At 40.9% G+C, this 15,710-nt stretch carries 17 protein-coding genes; 12 read left to right on the forward strand and 5 right to left on the reverse strand.

Features of this window, described 5'->3' with window-relative positions; translation table 11 throughout:
* Positions 1 to 40: 40 nt before the first annotated feature.
* Genes UNSWCS_RS01985 through UNSWCS_RS02040 form a run of 12 tightly spaced genes read left to right on the forward strand, consistent with a single transcriptional unit; the run spans position 41 to position 10,281 of the window.
* Positions 41 to 799 carry an FKBP-type peptidyl-prolyl cis-trans isomerase gene (locus tag UNSWCS_RS01985; protein WP_021087061.1) on the forward strand — a complete coding sequence of 253 codons (759 nt, stop codon included), beginning with the start codon at positions 41 to 43 and terminating at the stop codon, positions 797 to 799.
* Between the two features lie 19 nt (positions 800 to 818).
* Positions 819 to 1,490 carry a 4Fe-4S dicluster domain-containing protein gene (locus UNSWCS_RS01990; protein WP_035143353.1) on the forward strand — a complete coding sequence of 224 codons (672 nt, stop codon included), beginning with the start codon at positions 819 to 821 and terminating at the stop codon, positions 1,488 to 1,490.
* 1 nt (position 1,491) lies between these two features.
* Entirely contained in the window at positions 1,492 to 2,421 is a 930-nt protein-coding gene (nrfD, locus tag UNSWCS_RS01995; protein ID WP_021087050.1) for an NrfD/PsrC family molybdoenzyme membrane anchor subunit, read from the forward strand.
* Between the two features lie 16 nt (positions 2,422 to 2,437).
* A complete protein-coding gene (gene ccsA, locus UNSWCS_RS02000; RefSeq protein WP_035143339.1) occupies positions 2,438 to 5,056 on the forward strand; it encodes a cytochrome c biogenesis protein in 2,619 nt (872 codons plus the stop codon).
* A gap of 8 nt (positions 5,057 to 5,064) precedes the next feature.
* Positions 5,065 to 5,886, forward strand: coding sequence for a tetratricopeptide repeat protein (locus UNSWCS_RS02005; RefSeq protein ID WP_021087103.1), 822 nt, complete (start codon positions 5,065 to 5,067; stop codon positions 5,884 to 5,886).
* The gene (locus UNSWCS_RS02010; RefSeq protein WP_021087064.1) at positions 5,886 to 6,425 is read left to right on the forward strand and encodes a hypothetical protein; all 540 of its coding nucleotides are present in this window, start codon (positions 5,886 to 5,888) and stop codon (positions 6,423 to 6,425) included. The genes UNSWCS_RS02005 and UNSWCS_RS02010 overlap by 1 nt, the downstream gene beginning before the upstream one ends.
* Positions 6,422 to 6,874, forward strand: coding sequence for a nitrous oxide reductase accessory protein NosL (locus UNSWCS_RS02015; RefSeq protein ID WP_021087042.1), 453 nt, complete (start codon positions 6,422 to 6,424; stop codon positions 6,872 to 6,874). Before UNSWCS_RS02010 ends, UNSWCS_RS02015 begins: the two co-directional genes overlap by 4 nt.
* Before the next feature lies 1 nt (position 6,875).
* Positions 6,876 to 7,061, forward strand: coding sequence for a hypothetical protein (locus UNSWCS_RS02020; protein ID WP_021084005.1), 186 nt, complete (start codon positions 6,876 to 6,878; stop codon positions 7,059 to 7,061).
* The gene (locus UNSWCS_RS02025) at positions 7,051 to 8,160 is read left to right on the forward strand and encodes an ABC transporter permease (RefSeq protein WP_021087015.1); all 1,110 of its coding nucleotides are present in this window, start codon (positions 7,051 to 7,053) and stop codon (positions 8,158 to 8,160) included. Before UNSWCS_RS02020 ends, UNSWCS_RS02025 begins: the two co-directional genes overlap by 11 nt.
* Entirely contained in the window at positions 8,157 to 8,825 is a 669-nt protein-coding gene (locus UNSWCS_RS02030) for an ABC transporter ATP-binding protein (RefSeq protein ID WP_021086996.1), read from the forward strand. The genes UNSWCS_RS02025 and UNSWCS_RS02030 overlap by 4 nt, the downstream gene beginning before the upstream one ends.
* Complete coding sequence (locus UNSWCS_RS02035; RefSeq protein WP_021087005.1) at positions 8,822 to 9,775, forward strand: hypothetical protein; 954 nt, start codon at positions 8,822 to 8,824, stop codon at positions 9,773 to 9,775. Before UNSWCS_RS02030 ends, UNSWCS_RS02035 begins: the two co-directional genes overlap by 4 nt.
* 26 nt (positions 9,776 to 9,801) lie before the next feature.
* Entirely contained in the window at positions 9,802 to 10,281 is a 480-nt protein-coding gene (locus UNSWCS_RS02040) for a hypothetical protein (protein WP_235044377.1), read from the forward strand.
* Positions 10,282 to 10,371: 90 nt separating this feature from the next.
* On the opposite strand, the gene UNSWCS_RS02045 is transcribed toward UNSWCS_RS02040, so the two are convergent.
* The 5 genes from UNSWCS_RS02045 to rsmA form a co-directional block, all read right to left on the reverse strand.
* Complete coding sequence (locus tag UNSWCS_RS02045; protein ID WP_235044378.1) at positions 10,372 to 10,836, reverse strand: tetratricopeptide repeat protein; 465 nt, start codon at positions 10,834 to 10,836, stop codon at positions 10,372 to 10,374.
* Between the two features lie 130 nt (positions 10,837 to 10,966).
* Entirely contained in the window at positions 10,967 to 11,740 is a 774-nt protein-coding gene (locus UNSWCS_RS02050) for a pseudouridine synthase (RefSeq protein ID WP_021087059.1), read from the reverse strand.
* 1 nt (position 11,741) lies between these two features.
* Complete coding sequence (locus UNSWCS_RS02055) at positions 11,742 to 12,695, reverse strand: KpsF/GutQ family sugar-phosphate isomerase (RefSeq protein WP_021087038.1); 954 nt, start codon at positions 12,693 to 12,695, stop codon at positions 11,742 to 11,744.
* Positions 12,696 to 12,704: 9 nt separating this feature from the next.
* Positions 12,705 to 14,858 (reverse strand): ribonuclease J, encoded by a 2,154-nt coding sequence (locus tag UNSWCS_RS02060; RefSeq protein ID WP_021087097.1) that lies wholly within the window; start codon positions 14,856 to 14,858, stop codon positions 12,705 to 12,707.
* Positions 14,824 to 15,666 (reverse strand): 16S rRNA (adenine(1518)-N(6)/adenine(1519)-N(6))-dimethyltransferase RsmA, encoded by an 843-nt coding sequence (rsmA, locus tag UNSWCS_RS02065; protein WP_021087016.1) that lies wholly within the window; start codon positions 15,664 to 15,666, stop codon positions 14,824 to 14,826. Before rsmA ends, UNSWCS_RS02060 begins: the two co-directional genes overlap by 35 nt.
* Positions 15,667 to 15,710: the final 44 nt, after the last annotated feature.

Raw genomic sequence — 15,710 nt, forward strand, 5'->3', positions numbered from 1 at the left:
TAGGGGCTAGTTTTAGCCCCTTTAATCTTAAGGGTTTGAAATGAAAAATGGGTTTTTAAAATGTTCGCTACTTCTTAGCCTAAGCGCGGCTAGCCTCTTAGCAAATGTCGATACAAACGACTCTTATGCCATAGGCGCAACAAGTGGTGGATATGTTTTAAAAGGACTGCTAGATCAAAAGCAACTAGGTGTTGGCTATGACGCTGATGCAGTGATAAAAGGCTTTAGCGATGCGCTAAAGAGCGAGCTAAAACTAAGTGATGATGAGATAGCAAAGCTACTAAACAAAAGAGCTGAAAGCTTAGATAAGATAGTAAAAGAAAAAGAGGCTGCCAAGCTAAAAGAGAATTTAGCCCAAGGCAAAGCCTATATGGAAAAAAATGCAAAAAACAAAAATGTAAAAACAACAAAATCAAATTTACAATATGAGATCATAAAAAGTAGCTCAAAAGGGGCTACACCAAAGCCTGAGAGCATCATCATAGTAAATTATAAAGCAAGCTTTGCCGATGGCAAGGTCTTTGACGAGACAAAAGAGGCTCCAGCTCATCTTTCGATGCTAAATTTGATCCCTGGACTTGAAGAGGGGCTCATGCTTATGAAAGAGGGCGAGAAGTTTAAATTTGTCATCCCGCCTGAGCTTGCATACGGCGATAGCGGCATGGAGGGGATACCTGGTGGCGAGACTATCGTTTTTGAGATAGAGCTTATTAAGGTCTTAAAGCCTGGCGAACTAGCTGAGGCGGCAAGAAAAATTCATGAAAAAGAGCAAAATGAGGGCATTAAAAAGCCTCATTAAGGCATAAATGGAGTTAAAAATGCAAAATCAAAATAGCAGAAGAGCCTTCTTTAAACGCATGGCAGTTGTGGCTGCTGGTGCTAGCGTGGCAAGTAGTGGTTTTGCTTTTAAGAGTGAAGAGAGTGCGAAAAAACCACATTTTGGCATGATATTTGACCAAAACAAATGCGTTGGCTGCACGGACTGCGAAGTGGCATGTAGAAAAGTAAATTTAGTCCCAAAAGGACAGATGAGACTTTTTGTAGAGGATAAGACTGATCCAAAGAATTTGCTCGATAAAAGATATGTAAGAGTATCTTGTCAGCAGTGTGAGGATGCACCTTGTGTGGCTGTTTGCCCAACAAAAGCCTGTCACAAGGACATAAAAACTGGCATCCAAACTACAAACATAGATGACTGCATCGCCTGTAAATACTGCATCGTAGCCTGTCCTTACGACGTGAGATATATCGATAAGTTTAGTCACTCAGCCCAAAGCTGTAACTTCTGCATAGATACAAATTTAAAGGATAAAAAAGATCCAGCCTGCGTTGAGGCGTGCAGATATGAGGCTTTGGTATTTGGTGATTTAAACGATGAGAGCTCGCACATTAGCCAGTTACTAGCTGTCAAAGATAGCATAAGGCTAAGAGCAGAACTTGGCACAAAACCAAGCCTTAGATATATTCCTAAAGTAAAAGCGGGGGTGTAAGATGGATGGTGCATTAAATTTCACTGCGACATTTTCGCACGCAGTTGAGTGGGGCTGGCCGATCGCTGTTTATCTTCTGCTAGCTGGTATGAGTGGCGGAGCGCTAATAGCTGCCATACTTCTAAAGCGCTACAAAAGACAAGAGAGCTTTAGTCCATTTTTCAAGGCTGCTTCGCTTTTAGCCTTTGTTAGCATCATGCTTGGTATGGTTTGCTTGATAGCTGACCTTGAAAAGCCACTTTTGTTTTGGAAAATTTTGATTAATTACAACTTCACATCGGTTATGTCTATCGGTGTAGCCGCGCTTTGCGTGTTTATACCGCTTAGCTTTTTGATGTGTCTATACGCCTTTGGCGCGGAGTTAAAGTCGATTTGTGGCTTTTTTGATGGCGTGATGAAAATTTTATCGCCACTTTATCCGCTCTTAAGCGCGCTTTGCCTGCTTTTTGCGGTTATCATTTGCGCATATACAGGCTTTTTGATCTCGGTGCTCATTAGATTTCCACTTTTAAATACCGCTGTTTTACCAGCGCTTTTCATAGCTTCAGGACTTAGTGCTGGCATAAGTGGCAGCAGCCTGATAGCGGCACTATTTTTCAAAGAAGATCCACACTCAAGCGACCTTGGCTCGCTTCATGGCGTGGAGTTTTACGTCTTATGCGCTGAAATTTTACTCATTTTAATGCTTTTTGTCTCACTTTTGCTTGGTTCAAGCTATCAGCAAGGCGCGGCAGTTGCATTTTATAGTGGAGTTTGGGCTAAATTTTTCTGGCTTGGGGTTGTTTTAGTTGGCTTTGTCTTGCCTCTTGTTTTAAATTTCGCACTTGGCAAGATGAAATTTAGCTTCTACCTTGGCTCATTTGCAGCAGTCGTTGGCGTTTTATTGCTTAGGGTTTTTATACTTTATGCAGGACAGACTTATAGCATTTAAGGCTTAAGGGCAGGTGATGAAAATTTTAAATATTTATCGCTTGTCTTTAATATTATTATTTATCCTTGCTTTTGGTGCAGGGGTGGCGACCTTTTTGGAAAATTTTTATGACACACAGACGGCTAGAGTGCTTGTTTATGAAGCACTCTGGTACGAGTGCGTCATGGCAGCTTGTGCCATTTGCTTAGCCATTAGCATCGTAAAAACCAAGATGTATAAGAAATTTGGCGCATTTTTGATACATCTTGCTTTTATTCTGATCTTCATCGGTGCTGCGCTTACAAGATACTTTGGCGAAGAGGGTGTATTGCATCTTAGAGTGGGCGAGAGCGGCAACTATATGCAAAGCACAAAGCCATATTTGAGAGTGCAAATTTCAAATGAAAGTTTTGAATATCCACTAAAACTTAGCCTGCTTGGCAAAAATGACTTTCGCTTTAAAAAAAATATAAATGGAAAAGAATTTGAGATAAAGATAACTGGCTACAAAAAGGATGAGAAAAACGCTCCAGCCACGCTTAGCATAGAGGCTGGCTTTGCTAATGAAAAGAGCAAGAGCGCCAAGCTAAAAGGCGGAGCTGGATACGATCTTGAGCCAAGCATTTTAAGCTTTGATGGGCAAGAGGCGAAATTTTACTTTAGCTCACGAGCGATAAATTTACCTTTTTCGCTAAGGCTTGATAAATTTATCCTAGAGCGCTACGCAGGGCTAAATAGCCCATCATCTTACACGAGCAAAGTAAGCATCGCAGGTGCTGAGCATGAAATTTCACTAAATCACCCACTAAGCATCATGGGCTATAAAATCTTTCAGTCATCATACGACGCTGACGAGCTTGGAAGCGCCTTTGAGATCAGCTTTGATCCTGGTAAAGTGCCAACTTATATCGGATATTTTCTACTTTGCCTTGGCTTTGTGGGAAATTTATTTAGCAAAAAGAGCCGATTTTTTAGACTTTGTAACTTCATAAAAGGCACGCAGTTTGCGTTTTTGGCTCTACTTTTACTAAATGCCACGCCAAATTTCGCAAGCGATGAAGCCATAAATTTTAAAGCTCATGCAGATAAATTTGCCAAAATTTTAGTTCAAACTGATAGCAGGATCGCCCCAGCTAGCTCTTACACAAGGGCAGTAATAAGCAAAATTTCAACCAAAACGACGCTCTTTGGGCTTAGTAGCGATGAGCTTATGCTCTCTTTTGCCATCTCGCCACAAGAGTGGATGGATAAAAGGATGGTAAAGATCACAAGCGATCGTGTGGGCGAGCTTCTTGGAGTTAGTGAGAAATTTGCTAGCTTTAATGACGTTTTTAACGAAAATGGCGAGTATAAGCTGGCTAAATTTGTAGAGGCTGCAAATGAAAAATCCGCCTCAAAAAGAGATAAATTTGATAACGACGTCATTAAATTTGACGAGAGGCTAAATGTCTTATACCTTGTGCTAAAGGGAGAAATTTTAAAATTTATCCCCGCTAAAAATGGTGATACTATCACGTGGCTAGGCGTAAATGAAGCCTTTAGCAAAGATGAAATTTCAAACGAGTTTAAAAGCGTTTTAGGAGCTTACATAGAAAATTTAAGCCTTTGCGTAAAAAGTGGCGAGTGCAAAGAGGCTGATAAGAGTTTAGAACAAATTTCAAGCTTCCAAAGAAGCACTCTAGGCTCTCTTGCGCCAAGCGAGGCAAAAGTCGGCCTTGAAGTGCTTTACAACCAAATGGAGATATTTAAATTTCTTATCTATTTTTACATGATCCTAGCTCTTGCTTCGCTCGCTCTTGGCTTTTATAGGCTATTTTTTGGGAGGAAATTTAGATTTGAAAGAGCGCTTAGCCTTGCGTTTTTTACCGCATTTATAGTGCATGCTCTAAATTTAGCCCTACGTGCCTACATCTCAGGTCACGCACCTTGGAGCGATGCTTATGAGAGTTTAGTCTATATCTCGCTTATAAGCGTGCTAGCTGGAGTGCTATTTTTCAAGCATCAAAGCTTCGCTCTTGGCGCTGCTTCGCTTTTTGCAAGTGTTAGCTTGCTCGTTGCTCATCTAAATTTTATAAACCCACAGATAACAAATTTAGTCCCAGTTTTAAAGTCATTTTGGCTTAGTGTGCATGTAAGCGTCATCACAGCAAGCTATGGCTTTTTGGGCTTTGGCTTTGTGCTGGGGCTTGTGGGACTTATATTAATGGCTCTAAAAAATGACAAAAATGAGCAAAAGCTTAGCGAGCAGATAAGATACCTTGCTGCCACCGACGAGCTAAGCCTCATCATAGGACTTAGTTTGCTAACTGTAGGGAATTTCGTAGGCGCCGTCTGGGCAAATGAGAGCTGGGGCAGATACTGGGGTTGGGACAGCAAAGAGAGCTGGTCATACATCACGATCATCGTCTATGCCATAGTGCTTCATTTAAGGTTTATACCAAAGCTAAGGGGCGTTTTTACCTTTTTAACAGCTAGCGTGCTATCATTTGCTTCGGTACTTTTTACATATTTTGGAGTAAATTTCTACCTTAGCGGGCTTCACTCATACGCAAATGGCGAGAGCTTTGGCGTTTCTGGGCTAATATACTTGATCTTAGCGGCTCTTGCCTTGCTGATCGCCCTAGCCTACCGCGGCAGAGATATAAAAGTAGTTTAGGAGATATGATGAAGAGTTTGATTTTACTGGCTGCTAGTTTGTGCGTTTTAAATGCTGGCTACATAAAAGAGGCCTTAAGCGCAAAAGATGATCACAACAAACTAGCACAAATTTATGAAGATGCTTGCAACAAAGAGAAAAAGGCATCAGGCTGCTACAACCTAGCTGTGCTTTACAGCAGGGGGGAGGGCAATGTCAAAAAGGACGAGGCAAAGGCGGCAATGCTCTATGAAAAGGCTTGCGATCAAAATTTCTCTATGGCTTGCAGCAACCTTGGCTATGTATATGAAAAGGGCAAAGGTGTAGAAAAAGACCTAACAAAAGCAGTTAAATTTTATGAAAAAGCATGTAGCGACAACGAGGGCTGCACGGAGCTTGGCTTGCTCTATACAAATGGCACTGGTGTGGCAAAAGATCTAAAAAAGGCAAAAGAGCTCTTTGAGAAGGCTTGTAAGGCAGGTGATGGCATGGGATGTAGTAATCTTGGCTACTTATACGCTCAAGGCGAAGGCGCCGAGAAAGACTACTCAAAAGCTAAAACATACTACGAAATGGCCTGCGCAAACGAAGCTGGCATAGGGTGCGATAATCTTGGCTTTTTATATGTTTATGGGCAAGGGGTTGATCAAAACCTTACAAAAGCGACAAAGCTTTACGAGCAAGCGTGCATATACGCCTATGAAAAGGGCTGTAACAACTACGCTATCATGCTAGCTGAGGGCAAAGGCATGAAAGAGGACGTAGAAAAAGCACGTGAAATTTTCACTAAAAGCTGCAAAAATGGCTTAAAAGAGGCGTGCGAGAATTTAGAAATTTTAGGAAAGCATTGATGAGTTTTAAAAACTGGGGCAACATGCAAGCAAGCCTAGAGGCACTTTATCTGCTAGATAGCGCTTTTTTGGAGCCAGATGAAGAGTATCTAAGGCTCATTTCTAAAAGAGAGGATGAAAATAGCCTAAGATACGTGGTAGATAACGGGCAGGGCGATTTGCTAGATGTGATATTTACGCGTGAGGCGGTGCTGGTTAGAGGGTTTGATCATGAAAATGAGCTAAATATGCTAAGCATGGCAGACAAAAGCGTGATAGAGCAAATTTATAGTGGCGAGGCTGCTAAATTTCGCTCTTACTTCTTGCCAGATGAGATAGAGCAGACGACCTTTTTTATCTGGTATGACGGGACGGAGCATCAAAATTTAGTCGGTGGCAATAACGGCGGACGCTGGCTGCTTGGGTATGCATTTGATGATTTTGCTAAATTTAGCGAGTTTGTAAAGGGCTATTACGAGATAGAATTTGACGATGAGATGTTAAAAAAGCTCTATGAAAAGGGCGAGTTAGAAAAAGAGAAACTAAAGGAGATGAGATGAAATTTATAGCTTTATTGCTTAGTGCAGTTTTTGCCTTGTGGGCTGGAAATTTGACGAGTGAGGCAAACGCCTATAAAGGGGCAAAAGAGCGCATCGAGCTACCAAAGGACGCAAGATGTGCGGTGTGTGGCATGCCTATAAAAAATAAGCAGTGGGCGACGCTTATCAAGGCTGGTGGCAAGGATTATTACTTTGATGGCGTAAAAGATATGGCGCACTTTTACTTTGCTGATGAGGTGGCGAAAGAGGCTTATGTGAGTGATTATTACACGCTTGAAAAGCTCGATGCAAAAGAGGCGTTTTACGTTCATGGCTCAAACGTTTTTGGACCGATGGGCGAGGAGTTTATCCCGTTTAAAGATGAAGCAAAGGCAAATAGCTTTATGAAAGATCACGCTGGCAAAGGTGTCATAAAATTTGACGAGATAAAGACATTTATCGGTAAATAAAGTGAAATTTCTAGCATTTTTGGCGTTATTTTTTGGACTCTCTTACACGCTCTTAGCGGCGCACTACCTTAGCTTTGACCACAAAGCAAAGCAAGATGAGCTAAGAGAAATTTCAAAGATAACAAGGGCAAATTTAGCTTCTAGCTTTAGCCTAAAAGAGCAAAAAGGCTTTGTCTATGATAAGTAGAAATTTCATAAACTACGCTGTGGTCCTGCTTTTTAAAGACAAAAAGGATCATCTATTTAGCTTTTGCCTCTTTGCGCTCATTATCTTTGTGCTAAGCTCGGTGCTTTTCATCTCTAGCTCGATCCAGCATGATCTCATAAGTTTAGTAAAAGATAGATCAAGCATCGTTGTTAGCGCCTTTCGTGCTGGCAAAAACGACCTCATGCACCCTGGCTACATCTATGATATCTCAAAGATCGATGGTGTGGCTGATGTTAGAGGCGTGGCGGATGGGGAGTATTATTTCGTGCAAAAGCGCGTCTGGTTTCATCTATATGAGGATGATAGCTTGAAAGAAGATGAGATGATCGTAGGCGAGGGCGTAAAAGCCGCTATGAACGAGCTTTACTACGATGAGAGCTTTAACTTCTTGACAGAACAGCGCATGATATCAGTAAAGATAGTAAAAACCATGCCAAAACAAAGCGCTCTTATCACAAATAACGCCATATTTTTGCATCCAAAAACCTTGCGAGCTATCTTAAATTTAAAAGATGAAGAGTACACAAAGCTCTATGTCGATGTGCCAAACACTGACGAGATCAGCCAAGTGGCTTTAAAGATAGAGAATTTATATCCAAATTCGTTTGCCATTAGCATAGAAGACGAGGTGGCAAACATTAGGCATCTTTACTACTATAAGGGCGGAATTTTTATGAGCATTTATGTTAGCGTTATGCTCATTTTTTTCGTACTGCTTAAAAACCAAATTTCGCTTGCTTATGGCAGCAAAAAGCGTGAGATAGCCATTTTGCGAAGTATAGGCTTTAGTATAAAAGAGATCATTTTTTTAAAATTTATACAAAATTTCATCGTTAGCGTTAGCGCCTTTTTGCTTGGTGTTATGTTAGCTTATATCTTTGTATTTGTCTTTAACGCTCCATTTTTAAAGGGGATATTTTTAGGCGATGAGCTTTTAAATTTTACAAATTTCACGCCTATTTTGGAGTTTGATAAGCTCTTTTTGATCTTTGTCTTTGGCGTCATACCATTTTTGGCATTTGTCCTTATCCCGTCGTGGCGTGTGGCGTGTGGCGACATAAATGAGGGGCTAAAATGATAAATATAAGAGGCGTTAGCCTAGTCTATAACCAAGGCAAACAAAACGAGTTTTGCGCTCTAAAAAATATAAATTTAGACATTAATAACGGCGAGTTAGTGATACTAAAAGGCGTTAGCGGAAGTGGTAAAAGCACCCTACTCTCGCTCATAGCCCTACTTCAAAAGCCAACTAGCGGAGAAATTTTGATAGATGGCACTAACATCGCAAAGCTGCCTGACGCATTTTGCTCTGAGTTTAGACACAAAAGGCTTGGGCTTGTCTTTCAAAATTTTAACCTCATCGAGGGTTTAAGCGTCTATGAAAATTTGTTAGCTCCGTTTGCTCTAACAAATTTCAAGGCAAATGTGCGTGAAGAGATGATAAAAAAGGCTCTAAGTCTTGCAAATATCTCTCACAAAAGAGATGAAAATGTATCAAATTTAAGCGGTGGCGAGCGTCAAAGATGTGCGGTGGCTAGGGCTTTATCAATGGATGCGGATATCATTTTGGCTGATGAGCCAACGGCAAATTTAGATAGAGATAACGCACGTGCATTTTTGGGTTTGCTAGAGTCATTTAAGGCGCTTAAAAAAAGTGTCATAGTCGCCACTCACGATAGCATTTTTGACGAGCTGGGCACAACTGATAAGGTTGTAAGCTTGCAAAATGGAGAGATAGTATGAGTGTATTTTTATCAAACGCCGTTATCGCCTTTTTGTTAGCGGAGTTTGTGCTGTTAGTTTTGATGAGTATTTCGCTATTTTATGTCGTTAGGATCGTGAGATCGTGGGACTATAACGCGCTAACATCGCTTCAATACTCACTTGAGAAGCAAAACTACCTTGTAAATACGATCTTGCTCTTTAGCGTCTGCACAAAGATCGTTTTGTTTATATTTTTCGCACTTTGTCTAAACGAGCTCTCTGACATCGTGCCAGGGGCTATGTGCTCGGCTGGCGTGATCGGCTCAAATAAATTTGGCGGCATCTTGATGCTCACTAAAATTTTGCTCATCTTTGGGCTTGGTATCTGGCTAGTTGTAAACAAGCTTGACTTGCAGGCTCTAAATTTCCCATATCTAAAGAAAAAATATGCCATTTTCATTTGCCTTTTTGTGATGATACTAATAGAGCTTGGCATAGAAATTTCGTTTTTTTATAACATCCCGCTAAAAGTGCCAGTCTTTTGCTGCTCTGTCACTTTTCAAGCTCCAAAGCTGCCGTTTGGTTATACAAATTTTGGCTTAGTAAGCGTATTTTTCGTGCTATTTTTTGTCATTTTGGCGCTAAATTTCTTAAAGCAAAGCATGGCAAGCTTTGTAGCAAATTTGCTATTTTTAGTGCTTAGCTACTACACTATCACCTACTTTTTTGGTCTTTACGTTTATGAGCAGCCAAATCACAAGTGCCCATACTGCATGCTAAGAAGCGACTATTTTTACGTTGGCTACCTTATCTGGGGCAGTTTGTTTTTGGGTGTTTTTTACGGCCTTATGCCATATCTTGTGGAGATCATCACAAAGACAAACTACTCGCACAAGCTTAAATTTTCATCGATCTGGCTAAGTGTTTGCGTGCTGATCTGCTCGCTTTACGTGCTCAAATACTATTTGTTAAGAGGATTTTTATTTTGATAAAGCAAATTTTTTCTCTTTGTTTGTTGGCTCTAGTCTTAGCCGTGCTAGCCTATAATGCCGACATAAGTGACGATAAAATTTTAGTCCTAAATAACGGCAAATTTGAGCCCATAGAGCAGCTAACGCCAAATAAATTTATATGTTATGAGAGCAGGACACTCATCGCTGATAACAACGACACAGCTCAGGCCATCATGCCAAATGGCGACATCTACTTTTTTAACGACATCACAAATTCCTTCATCTGGTATATGGCACAAAAGAGCAAAGATAAGATCAAGTTATATGTCTATTCAAGAGATACAAACCGCTACATCCTAGCGCAAGATGCCTGGTACTCGAGGGTCGATATCACGCCTATGGGATATGGCATAGGGGCGTATGAGTTTCACACTTACGGCATAAATGACAACTACTTTAAAGAGGTCTTGCTCTACGCAGCACGCGGCGAAACGCTGCTAAATCCATACATAAACATCCTACTTTCAGAAAATAAGATATAAATTTAGAGAAGCTCTAAAATTTGTTAGAGCTTGCTTGGTTTTGGGTATTAATGGAGGGAATGATTTAAATTTATTGCCTAAAATCTGTTGCTAGTTTATTCTTATTATGTCTATGTTGCTATTGTTCATTTTTTTAAAATAATCACATCCTCTCTGATATCCTAAATCACAAGCCTTTTTAAATAGTTTAATTGCTTTGATATAGTCATGTTTTATACCCTGGCCTTTTAAATATAAAACCCCTAAATTAGAACAACTTGGGCTAATTTCGTCATCACATGCTTTTTGCCATAGTTTGGCTGCTTTTAGGTGGTCTTGTTTTACTGATTGCCCCTTTGAGTATAAATTTCCTAAATTATTACAGCTTTGAGAATATCCATCATCACAAGCTTTTTCAAACAACTTGGCTGCCTTGTGAAAATCTTGTTGCACACCTTGTCCGTTTTCGTATAAAACTCCTAAATTTGAGCAGCTCTCACTTACATCGGCTTCACAAGCTTTTTGCCATTGCTTGGCGGCTTTATCAAACTTACCCTTATTTATCGTAAGCCTCAAGCCCAAGTTCAAAAAGATCTTTAGAGAAGCTAGTAGTAAGTAAGATCACAGATAAAAGAACAATCTTTTTCATTTCTTCTTCATTTTTATAAATTTAATTTGCCTCTTCGTTAGAAAAACAATCCTAATGTTAGTATCTAACGTTATTAACTTTTAAAAAGTCTCTTAGGTCTTCGTATTCGCTATTTTCGAAGTAGCGCCATTTGCCGGGTTTTAGCATATCAAGGCTAATACGCCCAAAGCTAACACGTTTTAGATCCATCACTTCAAGGTCAAAGTAGCCAAAGAAGCGACGAAGCTCCCTATTTTGCCCCTCGTTGATGATGACTTTTAGCTTTGTATAGCCGCCACTTGAGCCAAAGACTTTGTAGGCTAGAAATGGCTTAAATTCCATTGATTTTATAGTTGTTTTTGCGTGCGCGCCTTTGGTGGCGTCCTTGGCAAAAAAGCCATTCGTCATTGCCTCTATTACCTCTTTTGTTACTTCGCCTTTTACCTTCAGGTAGTATTCGCGCTCTAGGTCGCTATTCATTAGCGCTGTGGCGATCGCTGGAGCGTCAGTTAGTAAAAGTAGCCCCTCGCTTGCATAGTCTAAGCGCCCCACGCTAACAAATTTGGCAAATTTCTTATCTAACGTGTCGTAGATCGTCTTTCGTCCGCGGTCATCTTTCTTGCTAACTAGCTCGCCCTTTTGTTTGTGATAAACGATAACGGTAAATTCCTTCTTTAGCTTTATCAAACGGCCATTTATGCGCACTTTGTCATCTTCATCCACGCTTGTAGCAAGGTCACTAACCACACGTCCTGCTATACTAACCTTGCCAGCTTTTATCAGCTCATCTGCCTCACGGCGTGAGTAGTTTGTGTTATGCGAAATAAATTTATTTAGTCTTGTTTTTTCCATTTTATAGTCCTAAATTTGCAAGGTCGTGGATGTGTAAAACGCCCACAGGCACGCCATTTTCTACGACGGCTAGAAGCTGAATTTTATACTTTTCTATGAGGGTTAACGCATCTACAGCTAACATCTCTTTGTTATCTATCTCTTTTGGATGCAAGGTTGCAAATTTCATCGCTGGCTCGTCTAAATCAAAGTCCTCTCTCATAAGCGCACGCCTAAGGTCGCCGTCACTTAAAAGGGCGTCTAGCACGCCATCTTTATCTACTATTAAAACCGTGCCAAGTTTGCCATGCGTCATTGTATCAATGGCACTTTTTAGGGTTGCATTCCAGCGAACTATCGGTAAATTTTCGCTTCTCATCACATCTTTTACTTTTAAAAATAGCCTTTTGCCAAGGCTGCCACCTGGATGAAAATTTGCAAAGTCCTCTTTTTTAAAGCCGCGCTTTTGCATCAAGCAAACAGCTAACGCATCGCCAAGAGCTAACGTTAGCGTGGTTGATGCCGTTGGAGCGGCATTTAGTGGGCACGCTTCTTTTTCTACATTTATATCTATAAAAGCGTCGCTAAATTTACCAAGCGAGCTTGTTTTGCTCCTTGCCATGGCGACTATTTTCACGCCAAAGCGCTTTACATGAGGCAAAATTTTGACAAGCTCATCGCTCTCGCCACTAAAACTAATGGCTAACAAAACATCGTCTTTTTCTATCATACCTAGATCTCCATGCATAGCCTCTGTTGGGTGTAAGAAAAAGCTTGGCGTGCCAGTGCTTGCAAGCGTAGCAGCGATCTTTGCGCCCACGTGACCGCTCTTGCCCACGCCTGTTACTATGACTTTGCCTTTTGCGTTAAATATCAAATTTACAGCATCTTCTATCTCTACGCTTTTAGCGTGTCTTAAAAGCTCATTTGCTTCTATCTCTAAGACTTCAGCGGCGATTTGGTTGGCTTTTTGCATAAATTTTCCTTACATTAGATAGATGATCGGCACGATAGTTGGGTACTTTTTGACCTTTCTAAAGATGTGCTTTCTGATCACTTGGCGCACTTGTGACTCGAGTAGTCTGCTATCTTTCAAAAGCTCCTCTTTGACGTTGCTTAAATACTGCTCTAGCACGCCCTCCATCTCTTTTCTAAACTCAGCATCTTGCTTGTCACCCACAAGGCCGTAGCTGATGACGCGAGGCTTGTTGATGAGCTTTGCGCCGTGACGTGAAATTTGAGCGATTATCATGACGACACCTGCTTCAGCTAGATTTTGTCTGTCGATGACGACGTCGTCTGCGATTTGTTTATTTATTTGATTATCTATGAAGACTTTGCCAGTTTTTACAGTTTTTACACGTTTTAGGTATTTTTGACAAACCTCCATCTGATCGCCGTCGCTCATTAGATAGATATTTCTCTCATCCACACCACAGCTAATGGCCGTCTCTTTGTGCTTTGCTATGTGGTTGTATTCGCCATGCACCGGCAAGAAAAATTTTGGTTTTATGAGGCGAAGCATCAGCTTTTGCTCTTCTTGCGCTGCGTGACCGCTGACGTGGATCTCGCTAAAGTCTTGGTAAGCGACGCTCGCGCCTGATTTTAGTAAGAAGTTTAGCACCGTTGAGACGCTGTTTTCGTTGCCTGGGATCGCTTTTGAGCTGATTATGATCTGATCGGTCGGCTTTATCTTTATATATTTGTGCTCGTCTGTCGCCATGCGGTAAAGCGCACTCATAGTCTCGCCCTGAGAGCCAGTAGTGACGATAAGCACCTCATCATCTTTAAATTTACCAACCTCGTTTGCATCGATAAAAATTTTCTTATCAAGCTTGATATAGCCAAGCTCCATCGCAGTGTATAAATTTCTCTCCATTGATCTGCCGATGACACAGACTTTGCGGTTGTATTTTAGTCCCCACTCGATCGCTTGATAGACGCGGTGGATGTTTGAGCTAAATGTGCTCATTATGACGCGGCCTTTTGCCTTTGAAAATATCGCGTCAAAGGTCTTGCCAACGCTGCTTTCGCTCTTTGTAAAGCCCTCTTTGTAGCTGTTCGTGCTATCGCTTAATAGACAAAGCACGCCACGCTCGCCATAATATGCTAGTCTGCCAAGGTCTGTTGGGTAGCCATCTATCGGCGTGTGATCGATCTTGAAGTCGCCTGTGTGGATGATCGTGCCAGCCTTTGTCGTGATCGCAAGTGCCGAAGCGTCGATGATAGAGTGGGTTATATGTATCCACTCGACCTCAAAGTCACCTATGAGATATGGTTTTCTTTTTTCGACCGATCTAAAGAGTGAGCGCTCTTGTTTTAGTCCGTGCTCTTCAAATTTATTATTTATCATGCCAAGCGGTAACGGTGTGGCGTAGATAGGAAATTTAAACTCTTTGTAAAAATAAGGCACCGCGCCGATGTGATCCTCATGCGCGTGAGTGATGATGACACCTTTTATCTTATCTTTTATCTTGCGAACATAGTCAAAGTCTGGGATGAGGATATCCACGCCGTGCATGCTCTCGCTTGGAAAGCTCATACCGATATCAACGATTATAGCGCTAGTTTCTGTCTCAAAGACCGTCATATTGCCGCCGATCTCGCCAAGACCGCCAAGTGGCGTTATGCGAATTTTATGCTCGCTTGAGTTTAGATATTTTAGTGGCTCAAGTCTTAGCTCGTGAGTGGCTTTGTTTGCCTCCATCGCGCTTGCGATATCTTGTTGCCACTGCTCGTTGCCATTTAGCTTTGCGGGTAAATTTTTCTTTGGTTTTTTAGCCTTTTTAGGTTTTTCTTTTTGCTCTTTTGTCTCGTTTTTAGCTTCAGCTTTTGGCTCTTGTTTAGGCTTTTCTTTTTGTTGTTTTTGCTCTTTTGGTTTATTGTTTTCGCCAGTTTTGTTTTGATTTTTGTTATTTCTTTGCTTTTTTGGGCGAGGATTTTGACTCTTTGGCTCGGCTTGCGTTTTGGCTTCAGCCTGCTCTGCTGCAAAGAAGTTATCTATCACGCTTTTGCTTGCCAGTGAGGTTTGCTCGGTAGTTTCGCCCTCTTGTTTTGGCTTGTTTTTTGGTCTAAATCTTCGTCTTTTGTTGTTTTTACTTTGGTTAGTTACAACTTTCTCTTCGTTTTTGTCGTTCATTATCTTCCTTTAATCTTTCAAATACTTTTAGATAAGAATCGACATCTAGTTCGTGTGGACGTAAATTTTGAGCTAAGCTTAGGTCTTCAAAAATTTCTTCTAACGCTTTTTTGTCAAAATTTGTGGATAAATTTTTCAAAAGCGTCTTTCTTGGCGAAGCAAACGCAGCTCTTAAAAATGCTTTAAAAGCCTCGTATTGTTTTGCATCTTTGAAAATCCCGTCTTTGCCAAAAATCTTTTTTGTTTTTTGTAGTTTGATGACTGAGGATGTGACCTTTGGAGGTGGATTAAAAAGTTTTGCATCCACGTCAAACAAAAGCTCACACCTGCCTTGAAGTGAAGCGAGGATCGATAAAGCGCTAAATTCTTTATCCCTGCTATTTGCACTAAATTTAAGAGCAACCTCTTTTTGTATCATCACAATAAGCCCAAGGCATTTTTCGTCATCTATCGCATTTAGTATCATCTTCGTAGCAACGTAATAGGGCAAATTTGCGACCAAAAAGTAGTTCTGGCTACTTAGTCCGCCCTCTTGCTGCCACTGCTCTAAAGCATCTTTACAAAAAAGTTTTAATTGTCCATTTTGGATCTCATTTGCAAATTTGACCTTTAAAATTTGAAACAGCTCACAATCTATCTCAAAAGAGGTCGTCTTGTAAATTTGCAAAAGTCTAAATGTCAAATCACCTAAGCCAGGCCCAATCTCAACGACGTTTTCTACGTCCTTGGGTATCGCTTGGATGATCTTATCTAGTGTCGCTTTGTCTTGTAAAAAATTCTGTCCAAAGTGCTTTTTTGCCTTTATCATAGACGCGATATTAGCCAAAGATTACTTATACAATGATTACAAGT

Source organism: Campylobacter concisus UNSWCS, assembly GCF_000466685.1.
Classification (GTDB): Bacteria; Campylobacterota; Campylobacteria; order Campylobacterales; family Campylobacteraceae; genus Campylobacter_A; species Campylobacter_A concisus_A.

Coding starts and splice junctions, on each gene's coding strand:
- UNSWCS_RS02005 (WP_021087103.1), top strand. CDS start 5,065: ATGAAGAGTTTGATTTTACTGGCTGCTAGTTTGTGCGTTTTAAATGCT.
- UNSWCS_RS02025 (WP_021087015.1), top strand. CDS start 7,051: ATGATAAGTAGAAATTTCATAAACTACGCTGTGGTCCTGCTTTTTAAA.
- rsmA (WP_021087016.1), bottom strand. CDS start 15,666: ATGATAAAGGCAAAAAAGCACTTTGGACAGAATTTTTTACAAGACAAA.
- UNSWCS_RS02055 (WP_021087038.1), bottom strand. CDS start 12,695: ATGCAAAAAGCCAACCAAATCGCCGCTGAAGTCTTAGAGATAGAAGCA.
- UNSWCS_RS01990 (WP_035143353.1), top strand. CDS start 819: ATGCAAAATCAAAATAGCAGAAGAGCCTTCTTTAAACGCATGGCAGTT.
- UNSWCS_RS02035 (WP_021087005.1), top strand. CDS start 8,822: ATGAGTGTATTTTTATCAAACGCCGTTATCGCCTTTTTGTTAGCGGAG.
- nrfD (WP_021087050.1), top strand. CDS start 1,492: ATGGATGGTGCATTAAATTTCACTGCGACATTTTCGCACGCAGTTGAG.
- UNSWCS_RS02050 (WP_021087059.1), bottom strand. CDS start 11,740: ATGGAAAAAACAAGACTAAATAAATTTATTTCGCATAACACAAACTAC.
- UNSWCS_RS02060 (WP_021087097.1), bottom strand. CDS start 14,858: ATGAACGACAAAAACGAAGAGAAAGTTGTAACTAACCAAAGTAAAAAC.
- UNSWCS_RS01985 (WP_021087061.1), top strand. CDS start 41: ATGAAAAATGGGTTTTTAAAATGTTCGCTACTTCTTAGCCTAAGCGCG.
- UNSWCS_RS02030 (WP_021086996.1), top strand. CDS start 8,157: ATGATAAATATAAGAGGCGTTAGCCTAGTCTATAACCAAGGCAAACAA.
- UNSWCS_RS02015 (WP_021087042.1), top strand. CDS start 6,422: ATGAAATTTATAGCTTTATTGCTTAGTGCAGTTTTTGCCTTGTGGGCT.
- ccsA (WP_035143339.1), top strand. CDS start 2,438: ATGAAAATTTTAAATATTTATCGCTTGTCTTTAATATTATTATTTATC.
- UNSWCS_RS02010 (WP_021087064.1), top strand. CDS start 5,886: ATGAGTTTTAAAAACTGGGGCAACATGCAAGCAAGCCTAGAGGCACTT.